The organism is Flagellimonas eckloniae (assembly GCF_001413955.1).
Taxonomy (GTDB): domain Bacteria; phylum Bacteroidota; class Bacteroidia; order Flavobacteriales; family Flavobacteriaceae; genus Flagellimonas; species Flagellimonas eckloniae.
This window is the reverse complement of sequence record NZ_LCTZ01000002.1, coordinates 3,474,369-3,488,911: the sequence shown is the minus strand read 5'-3', so window position 1 is coordinate 3,488,911 and position 14,543 is coordinate 3,474,369. Positions and strand designations below refer to the sequence as shown.

At 37.4% G+C, this 14,543-nt stretch carries 12 protein-coding genes; 5 read left to right on the top strand and 7 right to left on the bottom strand.

Annotated features, from left to right (window positions below):
* Positions 1–648 carry a hypothetical protein gene (locus AAY42_RS18515; protein WP_245625625.1) on the top strand — a complete coding sequence of 216 codons (648 nt, stop codon included), beginning with the start codon at positions 1–3 and terminating at the stop codon, positions 646–648.
* On the opposite strand, the gene AAY42_RS15050 is transcribed toward AAY42_RS18515, so the two are convergent.
* Both AAY42_RS15050 and AAY42_RS15045 read right to left on the bottom strand, forming a co-directional pair.
* Complete coding sequence (locus AAY42_RS15050; protein ID WP_055396691.1) at positions 649–2,181, bottom strand: peptide MFS transporter; 1,533 nt, start codon at positions 2,179–2,181, stop codon at positions 649–651.
* A 16-nt stretch (positions 2,182–2,197) separates the two neighbouring features.
* Complete coding sequence (locus AAY42_RS15045; protein WP_055396689.1) at positions 2,198–4,357, bottom strand: S9 family peptidase; 2,160 nt, start codon at positions 4,355–4,357, stop codon at positions 2,198–2,200.
* A 168-nt stretch (positions 4,358–4,525) separates the two neighbouring features.
* On the opposite strand from AAY42_RS15045, the gene AAY42_RS15040 reads away from it, so the two are divergent.
* The 4 genes from AAY42_RS15040 (at position 4,526) to AAY42_RS15025 (ending at position 8,758) form a co-directional block, all read left to right on the top strand.
* Positions 4,526–5,842 (top strand): hydroxymethylglutaryl-CoA reductase, degradative, encoded by a 1,317-nt coding sequence (locus AAY42_RS15040; protein WP_055396687.1) that lies wholly within the window; start codon positions 4,526–4,528, stop codon positions 5,840–5,842.
* On the top strand, positions 5,842–6,753 hold the full coding sequence (locus AAY42_RS15035) for a GYDIA family GHMP kinase (protein WP_055396685.1): 912 nt from the start codon (positions 5,842–5,844) through the stop codon (positions 6,751–6,753). The genes AAY42_RS15040 and AAY42_RS15035 overlap by 1 nt, the downstream gene beginning before the upstream one ends.
* Positions 6,754–6,906: 153 nt before the next feature.
* Positions 6,907–8,193, top strand: coding sequence for a DUF2157 domain-containing protein (locus AAY42_RS15030; RefSeq protein ID WP_055396682.1), 1,287 nt, complete (start codon positions 6,907–6,909; stop codon positions 8,191–8,193).
* Entirely contained in the window at positions 8,183–8,758 is a 576-nt protein-coding gene (locus AAY42_RS15025) for a GDYXXLXY domain-containing protein (protein ID WP_055396680.1), read from the top strand. Before AAY42_RS15030 ends, AAY42_RS15025 begins: the two co-directional genes overlap by 11 nt.
* A gap of 52 nt (positions 8,759–8,810) precedes the next feature.
* Here the strand turns inward: AAY42_RS15025 and AAY42_RS15020 are convergent, their stop codons facing one another.
* From AAY42_RS15020 to AAY42_RS15000, 5 genes are all read right to left on the bottom strand, one after another.
* Positions 8,811–10,940, bottom strand: a complete 2,130-nt coding sequence (locus AAY42_RS15020; protein ID WP_055396678.1) for a peptidylprolyl isomerase — start codon at positions 10,938–10,940, stop codon at positions 8,811–8,813.
* Positions 10,941–11,024: 84 nt separating this feature from the next.
* Entirely contained in the window at positions 11,025–12,314 is a 1,290-nt protein-coding gene (locus tag AAY42_RS15015) for a hemolysin family protein (RefSeq protein ID WP_055396676.1), read from the bottom strand.
* Between the two features lie 2 nt (positions 12,315–12,316).
* A complete protein-coding gene (locus AAY42_RS15010) occupies positions 12,317–12,520 on the bottom strand; it encodes a hypothetical protein (RefSeq protein WP_055396673.1) in 204 nt (67 codons plus the stop codon).
* A 1-nt stretch (position 12,521) separates the two neighbouring features.
* Positions 12,522–13,124, bottom strand: coding sequence for an LPS export ABC transporter periplasmic protein LptC (gene lptC / locus AAY42_RS15005; RefSeq protein WP_055396672.1), 603 nt, complete (start codon positions 13,122–13,124; stop codon positions 12,522–12,524).
* Between the two features lies 1 nt (position 13,125).
* Positions 13,126–14,496: a hypothetical protein gene (locus AAY42_RS15000; protein WP_055396670.1), complete on the bottom strand. Its 1,371-nt coding sequence runs from the start codon at positions 14,494–14,496 to the stop codon at positions 13,126–13,128.
* Between the last annotated feature and the right edge of the window lie 47 nt (positions 14,497–14,543).

Here is a 14,543-nt window from a genome sequence, read left to right as displayed (position 1 = left end):
ATGAATGCTATAGTAGACTGGGTTGCCCGGCAAGAAGGGTTTATAATAAAAGATATTCCTTTTGATAACATCCAAATGGTTTTAGCGTATCTGTTTATCATTGCCTTGATCGTATTTCTTTCCAAACCAAGATTTAAAAACGCCATTGCACTTTTACTTGGAATTGTAGCATTACAGGGCTGGACTATTTGGACTCAGGTAAAAGTGCAGAACAAAGAAGCTTTTATCCTATTGCATAAATCCAAGAATACAATATTGCTTCATCAAACTGGAAAAATCCTTACTACTTATGCTGAGGATACCAGCAACATAAAAAGCTCCATAAATGATTACAAAATTGCGGAACGAATCAAATCCATTGCTGTTCATGAACTAAATAACAGCTATAATATCAATGGAAAAAGTTTGTATGTATTGGATAGTTCAGGTATTTATCCAAAAATGGAGGTCCAAGATTTTTTGCTGCTCACACAATCCCCCAAGGTAAATCTGGAACGCGTAATCGATTCAATCCAACCAAAAATTGTTATTGCTGATGGTAGCAACTACCCAAGCTACATTGAACGTTGGAAACGAACGTGTAGTAAAAAAGAAATCCCTTTCCACAGTACTGGTGAAAAGGGATATTATATTTTTGATTTGGATTAATCAGTGAACGTTGCCCATCAACTTTTTCATGAGCGGACCAAACACCAATACCACAATTCCCGCAACCAAGGCATATATTGCAATTAAGCGAAAACCGTCTAAATATACATCAAGCGTATCCAAACCACCCACATTGCTATCTGTGCTTTCAATAGCCAGTTGTTTCGAAATAAAACCAACCACTTGAAAAGCAAAAGCAGAGGAAAGAAACCAAACTCCCATCATAAATGCCACAATTCTTTTTGGTGATAAATCAGTAATCTTTGAAAGTCCAACAGGTGACATAAATAATTCTCCAACTGATAATATAAAATATAGCCAGAGTAAATAAGAAAATGGCACCATTCCATTTTCATCCGCCGCTCCGCCGCTTAGGGACACCACGTAAAAACTTAAACCAGCCAAAACCAGACCCAAACCAAATTTATAGGGCGTTCTTGGATTTAATTTCTTTTTTGCTAAATACGTCCAAACCAATGAAATTGGAATCGCCAAAATAAAGATGAACATGGAATTCAAGGCGTTGGTCTGACTTGCATTAATGAGGGACAAGTTCACATTTCTGGCTGCAAAAAGGGTAATTACACTACCATGTAACTCATGAAACCCCCAAAATATGGTCATGAAAAAAGTAATCAATAAAGCCATAAAAAGCTTTTTTCGCTCATCCAAGGTAGATTTAATCATTATCATACCCATGTAAACTAAAATTGCCACTCCAATCAATTTGAACAATACATTTACAATGTTTTGATCCTCAAAAAAACTTCCTTCACCTCCTAAAGATTTATAGGAATGCAATAAATACGCAATCAAAGGAGCTGATAAAAATGCTAAAATTGGAATAAGGTGTTTTTGAGGAATTCCTATCACTTTTTTCTCATAAACCTCAACACTCGGTGGTTTGCCCCCTTCACCAAAAACGTTCTTTTTTATCCCGCTCCAAAAGAAAAGTAATCCTGTAAGCATTCCTATTCCGGCCAAACCAAAACCATAATGCCATCCATACGTTTCTCCCAGCCATCCGCATAGTAGAGGTGATATGAAGCCACCAATATTGATACCCATATAAAAAATAGTAAATCCAGAATCTTTTCTGGTATCCCCATCTTTGTACAAGGTTCCTACAAATGTTGATATGTTAGGTTTAAAAAATCCATTCCCAACTATAATAAATGCCAAGGCCAAAAAGAAGGCTGTATTGTTCTCGATGGCCAATACAAAATGCCCCAACGCCATTAAAATACCACCCAAAAAAATTGAAGAACGCATACCTAGAATAGAATCCGATATTTTTCCTCCAATTACTGTTGATGCATAGACCAAAGAACCATAAGAAGCATATACTGCAGCTGCAGCATAATCTCTTGTTGATAAGGCCTCGAATATAACATTGACCATATACAGGGTGAGCAAGGCCCGCATCCCATAGAAACTGAAACGCTCCCATAATTCGGCAAAGAACAAATAGAAAAGACCTTGTGGATGCCCAAAAAGCTCCTTTTCACTGGCTGGTTTTACAATATCTGACATATATTAGGTGGTTTGATTATAAATTTTCTTTAATGAAATTGGTCATTTTGGTGAACAAGTGAAGTCTAGTATTGCCTCCATAAATTCCGTGGTTTTTGTCTGGGTAAATGGCCCATTCAAAATCTTTGTTCGCTTGCACTAGAGCCTCAATCATACGCATAGAATTCTGCACATGCACATTATCATCACCAGAACCGTGCACCAAAAGATATTTTCCCTTTAAAAGCTCGGGATAGTTAAACGGTGAATTATCATCATACCCTCCAGGGTTTTCCTGTGGTGTTCGCATAAAGCGTTCGGTATAGATGGTATCGTAAAAACGCCAAGAGGTTACCGGAGCAACGGCAATGGCCATTTCAAAAGTATCGTTTCCCCTTAAAAGGCAGTTCGTGCTCATATGACCTCCATAGCTCCATCCCCAAATACCTGTGCGATCTTCATCAATATATGGCAGTTCGCTCAGCTTTTTGGCTGCTGCGATTTGATCCTCGGTCTCATACTTTACCAGATTCATGTATGTAACTTTCTTGAAATCACGGCCTTTTAAACCAGTTCCCCTTCCATCCACACAGGCCACAATATATCCTTCAGATGCGAGCATTTGATGCCAATAATCATTGCTCCCAAACCATCTGTTCGCAACTTGTTGGGAGCCTGGTCCGCTGTATTGGAACATGAGGAGCGGGTATTTTTTGCTTTCATCAAAGTCTACGGGTTTGATCATGTACATGTTCAAATCATTCCCATTGATATTTATGGTCGAAAACTCTTTTGGAGTCAATTCATAACCTTCCAATGCACTATCCAGAACAGCATTATCTTTTATATCCTTCAGTTTTTTCCCATTGGATGCTTTGTGCAATGTAAATTCATAGGGCATCACAGCACTTGAATAGGTATTGATAAAATAGCTGTAATCTGTGCTAAAATCGGCAGAATTGGTTCCTTCTTTTTCAGTCAAGCGCTTTTTGTTCTTTCCGGAACTGGCAATACTATATACATCTCGATTAATAGAGCCATTCTCCACGGACTGGTAATATATCTTATCTCCTTTTTCGTCATAACCATAGTAATTGGTCACTTCCCACTCTCCCTCGGTAACTTGATTCTTCAGTTTACCTCCTCCGCCATATAAATAAATGTGATTATAACCATCCCTTTCACTTGTCCAAATAAAACTGTCATCAGCCAAAAAGGTCAGGTTGTCCGTAATATCCACATACGCATCATCCTTTTCTTCGAGCAATACTGAAACTGAATTATCCTTCGCATTTACAGAATGTAGTTTCAAATGATTTTGATGTCGGTTTATGGTTTGTACACTCAAAAAATCAGGATTTTTCATCCATTGTATTCGAGGGATGTATTCCACCTTGCCCAAATCCACTTTTGATGTCTCGGCCGATGCCACATCAAACAGCTGCAAGGATACTATTGCATTTTTCTCTCCTGCCTTTGGGTATTTAAATTCATATTGAAACGGATATAAATTCTCTCCATAGACATCCATGGCATAAAGTGGCACATCGGTCTCATCAAACTTTAGAAAAGCAATCTTGGTTCCATTACTGTTCCACTCAAATGCACGTACAAAGGCAAATTCTTCCTCATATACCCAATCGGTTATGCCATTTATAATACTTCCCTTAACACCATCCGAAGTAATCTGTTTGGTGGTACTGGAAGCCATGTCCATTATATAAATGTTATTTTCCATTACATACGCAACTTTTGAACCATCCGGAGATAATAAAGGTTCCTGAATTTTAGCATCAGAAACCTTAACAATATTCTTGGTTGCAACATCATACACATAGTAAATGCCTAAACGTGAACGCCTAAAAATGGGCTCAATTTCCGTAGCCAGTACTATTTTTGACTCATCATCACTAAAGGCATAGGAACTGAAAAAAGGAATCTCATCAGAAGAGGCCACAAGGGTTTCCACTTTTTCCAAAGTTTCATAATTGTATTTATCCAAACTACTGGAACGTGGTGATTGATTAAAATTCAGAATAGTATATTGCTTTCCATTTTTCATGGAACGTAGCACATCCATGTTTTCAGTTCTGAATGTGCCTCCCCAAATTTCTTCAAGGGTTATTTTTTTCTTTTGGGCTATTGATGTGGTTAAAAATCCTAAAACAATCAGGAATAAGGGAAGCTGTTTTCGCATTGAAGTTATAAATTGATTAAAATCTACCAAGTTTACTAATATTTATCGAAAATCTAAACTTTAATGTTACAATTGCAACAGAAAATACATCCTTACACCATTGAAAAATGACTTAAATACAATGAAAAACAGCATTATCTTTATATTTGAACCCTTTAACCAAGCTCTATGACCACTCCAGTTGAAGGATTTTCCAAACTATCCAAAAGTGAAAAAATTAATTGGGTCGCCTCCAACTTTACCAAAAATCCGAAGGAAACCAAGCAACTATTGGAACGTTATTGGAACGACGATATAGAACTACAGAAGCTGCATGATGAGTTTATAGAAAATACGGTTACCAACTATTACCTCCCTTTTGCGATTGCCCCTAATTTTTTGATAAATGATACGCTCTATGCCATTCCTATGGCCATTGAAGAAAGTTCCGTGGTGGCAGCGGCAAGCAAGGCCGCCAAATTTTGGTTAAATCGTGGTGGGTTTAAAACTGAAATTCTGGGAACTGAGAAAGTGGGGCAGGTCCATTTTATATTTAAAGGAAGTTCTGAAAAATTAAATGCTTTTTTCGAGGAGATATTACCTGATTTTTACAAAGATGCCTCCGCTATCACCAAAAATATGGAAAAACGAGGTGGTGGAATCAGTACCATACAACTTCGGAATTTAAGTGATAAAATTGATGGGTATTACCAATTGCACTGCACTTTTGAAACACTGGATGCGATGGGGGCCAACTTTATCAATTCTTGTTTGGAACAATTTGCCATAACATTGAAGAAAAAGGCAAATGGACACCCCAATTTTACGGATGCCGAGAAGGAGATAGAAATTATAATGAGTATCCTATCCAATTATGTGCCCAATTGTTTGGTCAAGGCGGAAGTCAGCTGTCCAATTCATGAGTTAAATGAAGATAATATTCCACCAGAAGAATTTGCTAAAAAAATAATACAGGCAGTCGCTATTGCCAAGGCAGAGCCGTACAGGGCTGTTACCCACAACAAAGGGATAATGAATGGTATTGACTCTGTGGTTTTGGCAACAGGGAATGATTTTAGAGCGATAGAAGCAGGAGTTCATGCCTACGCCTCCAAAAATGGTAGTTACTCAAGTCTAACCCATGCAAGCATTGAAGGCGATATCTTTAAGTTCTGGATTGAAGTTCCACTAGCTCTTGGCACTGTGGGTGGATTGACTTCGCTTCACCCATTGGTAAAATTGGCTTTGGAAATCCTTCAAAATCCGAACGCAAAAGAATTGATGCAGATTGTCGCCGTAGCCGGATTGGCACAAAATTTTGCCGCGGTCCGTTCTTTGGTAACTACGGGAATTCAAAAAGGGCATATGAAAATGCATTTGCTGAACATGCTGAACCAAATGGGAGCTACCGAAAGTGAAAAACTGCAACTTGTGGATTATTTTAAAGACCATGCTGTTACCAATCCCTCTGTAAAAGAAGCTTTGGAAAAGATTAGATCTAACTAATGCAAAAGGAGTTTTACAGCAACGGTAAATTATTGCTCTCTGGAGAGTATGCCATTTTGGATGGAGCCCTTGGGTTAGCCGTACCCGCCAAATATGGACAATCTTTAAACGTAACCCAGACCGCATCTACGGGCTTGTTGGAATGGAAAAGTTTTGATGAAAAAAAAAGCATATGGTTTAACGGAAGCTTTGACTTAGATGGTTTAAAACTAATTTCCACGACTGATAGTGCTATTTCAAAAACCCTGATAGATTTATTGTCCGAAGCCAAATCACAAAACCCGGAATTTTTACAAAATTCAGTCGGGTTTATTATCGAAACCCACCTTAATTTTTCGCGAAATTGGGGCTTGGGTACTTCATCAACATTAATAAACAACATTGCCCAATGGGCAAAAATTGATCCTTATAAATTACTTTGGAACGCCTTCGGTGGAAGTGGTTATGATATTGCCTGTGCGCAACATGATGGCCCTATTTTGTATCAATTGGAAAATGACAATCCTAAAGTTGAGGAAGTGGCTTTTAATCCTTCTTTTAAAGATTCTATTTACTTTGTCCATCTCAATCAAAAGCAAAGTAGTAAAGAAGCGATTACCAACTATCGAAAACAACGATTTAGTAAGAGCAGTTTAATTTCCAAAGTCTCTTCAATTACAAAAAAAATGATTGCCTCCTCTTCACTTTTAGAGTTTGAAACCCTAATTCAAGAACATGAAGAAACGCTATCCAAAGTATTGGGCTTACCAACCATAAAATCCAAGCTTTTTAAAGATTTTCCCGGAGCTGTAAAAAGTCTTGGTGCATGGGGAGGAGACTTTGTTATGGTTACTGGAGACGAAAATGCTCCATCCTATTTTTCATCCAAAGGATTCAGTACCTGTTATCAGTTTCGTGAAATGGTTTTGTAACTGAACCAAGATTGATGTATCAACGTATCAATTCAAAAAAGAGAGTTATCAATCACCAAACTATAACTCCAATGATTTTTGCTATATTCATCTAGAATCAAAATTGTTATGGGTATTTTTTGACCCATCATTACGTCAATTTGAAATGAAAAAATGAGTATTCTCAAGGATTTACAGGACCTTATCGAGGCCGATATTATTACGCAGGAAACTGCAGAGAAAATCAAGAATCATTACAAAGACAAAGGAGATTCTTCCATAAATCGCCTTTTTGTAGTATTCGGAATCTTGGGAGCTATTTTAGTAGGGCTTGGAATTATTTTGATTATAGCACATAATTGGGATGAACTTTCAAAAACCATAAAGACCATTTTTGCCTTTTTACCTCTTGTAATAGGACAGCTACTCTGCGGTTATGCATTAATCAAAAAAAATCAAAGTATAGCTTGGAAGGAGAGTACTTCCACATTCCTGTTTTTTGGGGTTGGCGCAAGTATATCCCTGGTAAGTCAAGTTTATAACATCCCTGGCGATTTAAGCACATTTATACTAACATGGATGTTAATTTGTCTTCCAATAGTATATGTAATGAATTCTTCATTGACTTCCCTATTCTTTATTGTTGGAATAACCTATTACGCAACTGAAACAAGTTATTGGTCAAGCCCTTCAAAAGAATCATATCTCTATTGGCCGCTGCTTTTGAGTATACTTCCCCATTATTATCAATTGTTCAAGAAAAGACCAAAGAGCAATTTTATGGTGCTACACAATTGGTTTGTCCCGTTATCAGTTCTTATTGTTTTAGGCACTCTTGCCGACAAAGAAGGAGAACTTATGATGGTTGCCTATTTCAGTCTTTTTGGGCTTTTCTATCTCATCGGAAATCTAGACTTTTTTACGGAACAAAAAGCAAGAAGCAATGGTTATAAACTTTTTGGTAGCCTTGGTATGATCATATTGCTTTTAACATTAAGTTTTTCTGAGATTTGGGAGGATTTAAGAAAACATGAATACGTATTCAAAGAGCTGATTACAACACCTGAATTTATAGTGTCTGTAATTTTAACCGCATTGACGAGCTGGATGTTTTATGTATATCAAAAGAATAAATCTATCGAAGATATAAAGCCACTTGCGCCCATGTTTATAGTATTTGCCATTACTTTCATTATTGGGCACTACTTTTCATTTGCAGTAGTCCTAATCAATCTATTGGTTTTGGCAATAGGTATCCTTACCATAAGAAATGGTGCCGAAAAAAATCATTTGGGGATATTGAACTATGGTTTGGCCATAATTGCCATATTAATAACCTGTAGGTTCTTTGACACTGACCTTAGCTTTGTTGTACGAGGAATTCTATTTGTATTGGTAGGAGTCGGTTTTTTTGCCACAAACTATTGGATGCTCAGAAAAAGAAAGAAAAATGAACATTAAAAAATTTATGCTACCCGTATTTGTTCTTGTGTGCTTAATGCAACTATCAGTCCCTGCCAAAATGATATGGGATAAAGAAGATGTATTGGCCAGTGGGAAAGAATACAAATTCAAAACTGCACCTGTAGACCCCAATGACCCATTTAGAGGGAAGTATATTACACTACGTTATGATGAAAACACAATAGAAATTCCAAAAGAACATGATTGGGCACGTGGTGATGATATTTTTATTTCACTAACCAAAGACGATGATGGCTTTGCGAAAATCAAATCAGTTTCAAAAGAAAAGTTGAGTGAAAAAGAAGATTTTGTAAAAGCCGAAGTTGGCTATATTACTTCTTATACCACTACAGAGTTAATAATTGATTATCCTTTTGATCGATTCTATATGGAAGAATCCAAAGCGCATGATGCGGAATTAACCTATACTGAATCCCAATTGGATACTACCAGCGTTACCTACGCTTTGGTCAATATAAAAAATGGTGATGCTGTACTCAAGGATGTTTTGATTGATGGGCAGTCCATAAGAGAGATTGTAAAAGCCAAACAGCAGGAATAAACTAAAAAAGCCTCCAAGTTGGAGGCTTTTTACATCAAATTATATTTTCTTCCTAATAAAAGATTGCCCGTTTATCTTCAATCTCCGCTCCTTCTTTTAGCGCATTGTAGACTGCACTGTTTACACGATTGGATGCATTGGTTTTTAAGGTATTGGCATATGTGCTAAAGTTTTCCAAAGTAGGTGCCTCTTCTTTCTTCGTCACCTTCACCAAAAATACTCCTGTTTCACCCTTAATAAGTTCAGATGTAGCATCTTGCCCTAAACCAAAAGCAGCACCTATCACCAATGGTTCTCTACCAGCACCTGGAATAGTGGGTGATTTCATTGTAACGGCAGTGGCATTGGAAGTTGTTACATTGTTATCTTTTGCAAGAACATCCATGGCCTTTCCTTGATTGGCAGCGATGATTTGTTCTGCTTTACGTTCTTTTCTGATTTTAGGCAATGCGGTTGCAGAAGCATCTTCGGGAGACATTAGACCTTCTTCATGTTTTTTGGTCAATTGCACAACGGCATACCCATTGTTTATACTAAAACGTTTAATCTCCCCTACCTTGGTATCATCATTAAATGCCCACTGAACTATACTTCTTTGGGCTGAAAGACCTGGGAGATTCTCATCCATCTCTTTTATTTTGTTTACTGGTCTTACCGAATAACTACTTTCCTTGGCGATATCTGAAAAAGATTCAGCTTCACCATCTATAGTAGCCATTTCAAATTTAGTAGCATCGGTAAATAATGTATTGATGGTTTCCTCTGATGGTTCAATCTCTCTGGATAGGGTCGCTATTTGAAGAATGTCTTGTTTATCATCAACCTTTATGATATGGAAACCAAAAGGGGTTTCCACCAGGCCAATTTCTCCCAAATCATGCGAAAACAAATAATTTCTATACGCTTCGGCCAAACCTAAGTTGGACTCCTGGAAATATCCGATGTCACCTGAGCGTTGAGCTGCAGTGGGATCATCGGAATTTTCCCTTGCAAGGTTAGCAAAATTAGCATCCGCCTTTTTGGCCTCAACCAACATCTTTTTTGCTTCTTCCTCTGCTTCTTCCTTTGTTCTTGTGATATCAGGGTTAGCTCTTTCGGAACCTTCATAAGCATAAAGAATGTGACTTGATTTAACCGACCCTTCAGGTTTTACATCCATTATTCTAGAAATTTTAAAGAAATCGCCATCACGATAAGGTCCATAAGTTTCTCCTATTTTTAGTGCCATTAGAGTATCTGCCACAACAGCTGGCAAATCCTTTTTGGCCTTATAGATGGTATCAAACTTGGTATCTGAATTTCTATCAAGAAAAGCGGCCATGTCATTGGTAGTGCTGAAACCGGAAATAGTATCCGTAGCGTCTCTTTCTTCTGAATATTCAACCGTATCATTAAGAAGTGCAGTAATTGCATCTTTTACTGATTTCTCATCATCCGCAGAAGCCTTTTCTTCAAAATACACAAATCGGATATCGCGAGCTTCTTCCTGTTGAAAATCATCTTTATGGTCATTGATATATGCTTGAATCTCTTTTTTGGAAACCTGAATGCTACTATCAGCTATTGAAGTATACGGAACTCTCACATACTGTATATCCACTTTTTCATTGGCCATTTTATAATCAAATTCCCCTTCGGAAAGTGTAGCGCCAACCCCACCTTTAATCAAATTAAAGTATAAACGTTCTTTGGCAGCTTGTATAATGGATTGTTCATCTTGCAACCAAGCATCGTATCGCAGAGGATCGTTTACCTTCCAGTCCGCAATGGCGCTTTTGAAAACTTCTGGATTAAAAATTCCATTTTCATCTTGAAAATCTGGGATTTGCGCGTATCCCGAAGTTTTTACAAATTCTATTATTTGATCACTTTCCACATCAATACCCAAATCTTGAAACTGTTGTCCCAAAATGGATTTTCTCACTTCTTGATCGTAAACACGGTTTACCAATTGGGTTGAAGAAAGACTTGAGCCAAATCTTCTGGATGCATTTTCTACCTCTTTTCTAAAGTCATCAATGGATATATTTTCTCCATTTACTTCTGCCACAGAGGAGCTTACTTTTGTGCCTGCAAAATCATTGCTGCTAAACACTCCTGATATTACAAATGCGAACAATGCCAAACCAATGATCAAAATCAGTACGGTTGTTCGTTTTCTAATATTCTCTAATATTGCCATTTTAGTGCTGGTTTACTTTAATTTCAGTGGGCGAAAATACCATTTTCTTTTCAATTAAGAAAGCCCAAAACATTGTGGAAATTGTTAATCTTCAGCTAGAACGTGTACGCTGACCAAATCTATTTTTGTGTTGGACACTTCTAAAATCTGAAATAAGAAATTATCTATTTTTATTTCTGTGTCCTGCTCGGGGATTTCCCCAATATCATTCATGATCAATCCTCCCAAAGTTTCATATTCATCGCTTTCTGGAAGTTCCAATTTATAGTTTTCATTGATATAGTCCACTTCTAAACGAGCAGAAAACTTGTATACATTTTCACTTAATTGTTCTTCAACCAAATCAGTGGAATCGTGCTCGTCTTCTATTTCTCCAAATAATTCTTCAATAATATCCTCTACGGTCATAATCCCAGAAGTACCCCCGTACTCGTCCAAAACCACTGCCATGCTCTTTCTTTTTTTGGTCAAAACATTTAGAATATCTTGAATGAGCATTGTCTCAGGAACAAATTCAACGGGCAGTAAAATGCTTTTAATGGTTTTCGGCTTTTTGAAGAGTTCATAGGAATGCACATAACCAATAATCTCATCAACGCTTTCCTTATAAACCAATATTTTGGAATAGCCTGTTTCCGTAAATAATTTGGTAAGGTTTTTAGGGGTCTCATCAATTTCTACGGCCATAATCTCCGTTCTGGGAACCATTACCTCTCGTGCCTTTTGAGCGGAAAATTCCAATGCATTCTGGAATATTTGAATTTCTGAATCTACCTCATCTTCTTCTTCTACTGTTTCCATTTGCTCCGTAATATAGTCGCCAAGCTCCAATTTTGTAAACGCCAATTGTACTTCATCCCCTTCGGTCTTAAAAAAAACACGCAGTATAAAATCTGATACTTTGATCACTAACCATGAAATAAAGGAGAACAGGATGTAAAAAAAGTAAGCGGGAATGGCAAAAACCTTTAAAAGTGTATTGGAATATATCTGGAACAGCACTTTGGGCAAAAACTCCGCTGTCATCAGGATTATTAAGGTTGAAATAATTGTTTGGGAAAGGAGGCTGAAATCGGTAAGCAATGAATTTAAAAATTCTGAAGATGTGGGAACTAGGTTCTGGAACCAATCCATTAGAACATCTCCCATGAAAAACCCATAAATGACCAGTGCTATATTGTTGCCAATGAGCATGGTCGCAATAAATTTGGATGGTTTTTCCGTAAGCCATGTAAGGACCTTGGCAAAAAAGCCCTCTTGTTTCTTTTCTATTTCAATGTGAATCCTATTTGCAGAAACAAAAGCGATTTCCATTCCTGAGAAAAAAGCTGAGAACAGCAAGGAAAGAATAATAATGATTAACGAAGTGTCCAATTTTACTGTTGATTATCTTTTTTACGTTCTTCAAAACGTTTACGATACCTCCTTCTAAAGAGGAACATACCTACTGAGACCACTGCAAAGAAAATAAAGATATAGGTTTCTTTTGGGTCAATACTCCATAAAACCGCAATTTTATATATGGAGATTATGGCAACGGCCAGATACAAATACTCTGTATATCTTAAAAACTTGATCATACTATTCTGTTTCTTTTATGGTCATTAGACCAAAGGTTTTGTGCGCTTTAAAAAGACTGAAATCTCTATTAAAATCCATTCCCTCGCCATCCATTACAGTGCCATCTTCCGGATTTGTATACGTAAAAACTTCCTCGGTAAATATCCAATTGTTTGATCTATCGTAAAAAAGTTGCGGGGTTTCCAGCTTTTTGCCATCATGACTCTCTATAACCACATTTCCCTGAAGGTCAATTAAGTTTGTCTGGGAATACACGATTCCGTAATCTGCAATTATAACACTCTTCTGGTTTTTCTCATCAAAAAAATCCACTTTAAGCCCTTTGGGAAACGTGCGATACTTAAAATTTTGATTGTCAAAATCCTCTGTAATTGGGCTGGTCAGTATGGCAATCACTTTGGTGTTGGATGAGTCTTCTGTACTCATCTCCTCTATGGTCTCCGTGTAGGTCAGAACAAAATTCTGAGCTACCCCTTGTGGAAAAACAGGTTTTACCGCTTCTTCACCTACCCGCTCATAGTTATCCTTACAGGATATAAAAAGGATTGCCACGGTAAAAACCGTGGCAACACACTTTAAATTATTTTTTATATTCTGTTTCACACTAGAGATTGGGCACCTTAACGCTACCACCAACCCAACAACTGAAGGTAACGGTTTTTCCTGCCATAGCGGCACTAAATATCATCTCTTTGGTAGGCGCCTTGGCAGCATAACTAGCTGCCGACTTGTTAGCTCTTCCACTTAAAGATGGATCAACCCTACCTGCCTTTCTGGCCATATCTGCAGCTTTCCAGTAAATGGCTCTTTTCTCAAATGCCGTACTTCCACATGCATTTGCACTACTTGCATACAAATTGGCAATCAATAAATATGCTTTTCCGTTTGCTGAATTGGCATCTATCGCCTTTAAGGCATAGCTTCTTGCTTGTGATTTGCTGCTTCTTCGTACGGTGGTTGCAATCTTATATAGAATATTTGATTTTCTAAAGTTATCCGTTTCCAGTTCAACTGCTTTGTTAAAGTCAGCAATAGCACCTTTACTGTCCCCAGATTTTTGCTTAAGGGTTCCACCATAAAGATAGGCATCCGCAGAAGGATCTAAAGCCAACTGTGCTTCAAACAATTTTCTGAACATTGGATCGTCCGTACATTCTTTAGAGAACATTCTTCCTACTGCACGCTTTACCCAATTTACATCACCTTTTTTAGACTCGTAGCTTTTCTCATATAAAGGAATCAAGTTATCACACTCTGCCAGTGCACCTAGTTTGGCATCAACACTCGTAGCTACCTTACCATAAGATTTTGAATTTGTTGTAGCTGCACTGAGTTGTTTCTTTTCTTTGGATGTAAGTGTTCCCGCTTCTTCTTTTGGCAACAACTTTGTTATAATGGCGGTCAACTTTTTATTCTCATCCTCTATTTTTTCCGTAACGTCATCATAAACGTCGAATACCTCTTGCAATTCTTTTTTACCCGCTCCGTGTAAATCTACCAGCGCGGAGAAATACAAATAAAGTGCCTTTGGATTCTTAAAGTTTTTCTTGTCACCTTTGAAGGCAGCATCCAACATACCGTATAATTCTTCATCCGACGCCATTTTATTGTCATATAGCAAAAGGGCTTTATCAATGGCAACTCCCGCCATACTAAATTTTGCTGGAAAATATTTCAAACTGTTATCAAACAAAGACATTAAGTCTTGTATGTATCCATCTTTATCTGCGCCAGAAGAATTTTTAATTTTGTGTGACAGGATTTTTTCTCCATATGAAAAATTGGCCTTGTTAATGTCCGGACAACTTTCATAAACCATTTTCCATGGCTCATAGGCAGCATCATAATTTCTAACTTTGGCGTGTTCTGCGTAAATGGAAAGATTGGTCATGCACTCTGGGTTTTGTGCTTGAGCCATACTTAATCCCATCGACATAATAATCGCTATCATCGTTAAGTAGCATTTCGTCTTCATCTTACTAATTTTAAAGTGGTTAATGTACAAATTTTAATGAAAAAAAT

What these genes read in the sequence shown, in the direction of transcription:
- AAY42_RS18515 (WP_245625625.1), top strand. Translation starts at nt 1, where the DNA reads ATGAATGCTATAGTAGACTGGGTTGCCCGGCAAGAAGGGTTTATAATA.
- AAY42_RS15050 (WP_055396691.1), bottom strand. Translation starts at nt 2,181, where the DNA reads ATGTCAGATATTGTAAAACCAGCCAGTGAAAAGGAGCTTTTTGGGCAT.
- AAY42_RS15045 (WP_055396689.1), bottom strand. Translation starts at nt 4,357, where the DNA reads ATGCGAAAACAGCTTCCCTTATTCCTGATTGTTTTAGGATTTTTAACC.
- AAY42_RS15040 (WP_055396687.1), top strand. Translation starts at nt 4,526, where the DNA reads ATGACCACTCCAGTTGAAGGATTTTCCAAACTATCCAAAAGTGAAAAA.
- AAY42_RS15035 (WP_055396685.1), top strand. Translation starts at nt 5,842, where the DNA reads ATGCAAAAGGAGTTTTACAGCAACGGTAAATTATTGCTCTCTGGAGAG.
- AAY42_RS15030 (WP_055396682.1), top strand. Translation starts at nt 6,907, where the DNA reads ATGAGTATTCTCAAGGATTTACAGGACCTTATCGAGGCCGATATTATT.
- AAY42_RS15025 (WP_055396680.1), top strand. Translation starts at nt 8,183, where the DNA reads ATGAACATTAAAAAATTTATGCTACCCGTATTTGTTCTTGTGTGCTTA.
- AAY42_RS15020 (WP_055396678.1), bottom strand. Translation starts at nt 10,940, where the DNA reads ATGGCAATATTAGAGAATATTAGAAAACGAACAACCGTACTGATTTTG.
- AAY42_RS15010 (WP_055396673.1), bottom strand. Translation starts at nt 12,520, where the DNA reads ATGATCAAGTTTTTAAGATATACAGAGTATTTGTATCTGGCCGTTGCC.
- AAY42_RS15000 (WP_055396670.1), bottom strand. Translation starts at nt 14,496, where the DNA reads ATGAAGACGAAATGCTACTTAACGATGATAGCGATTATTATGTCGATG.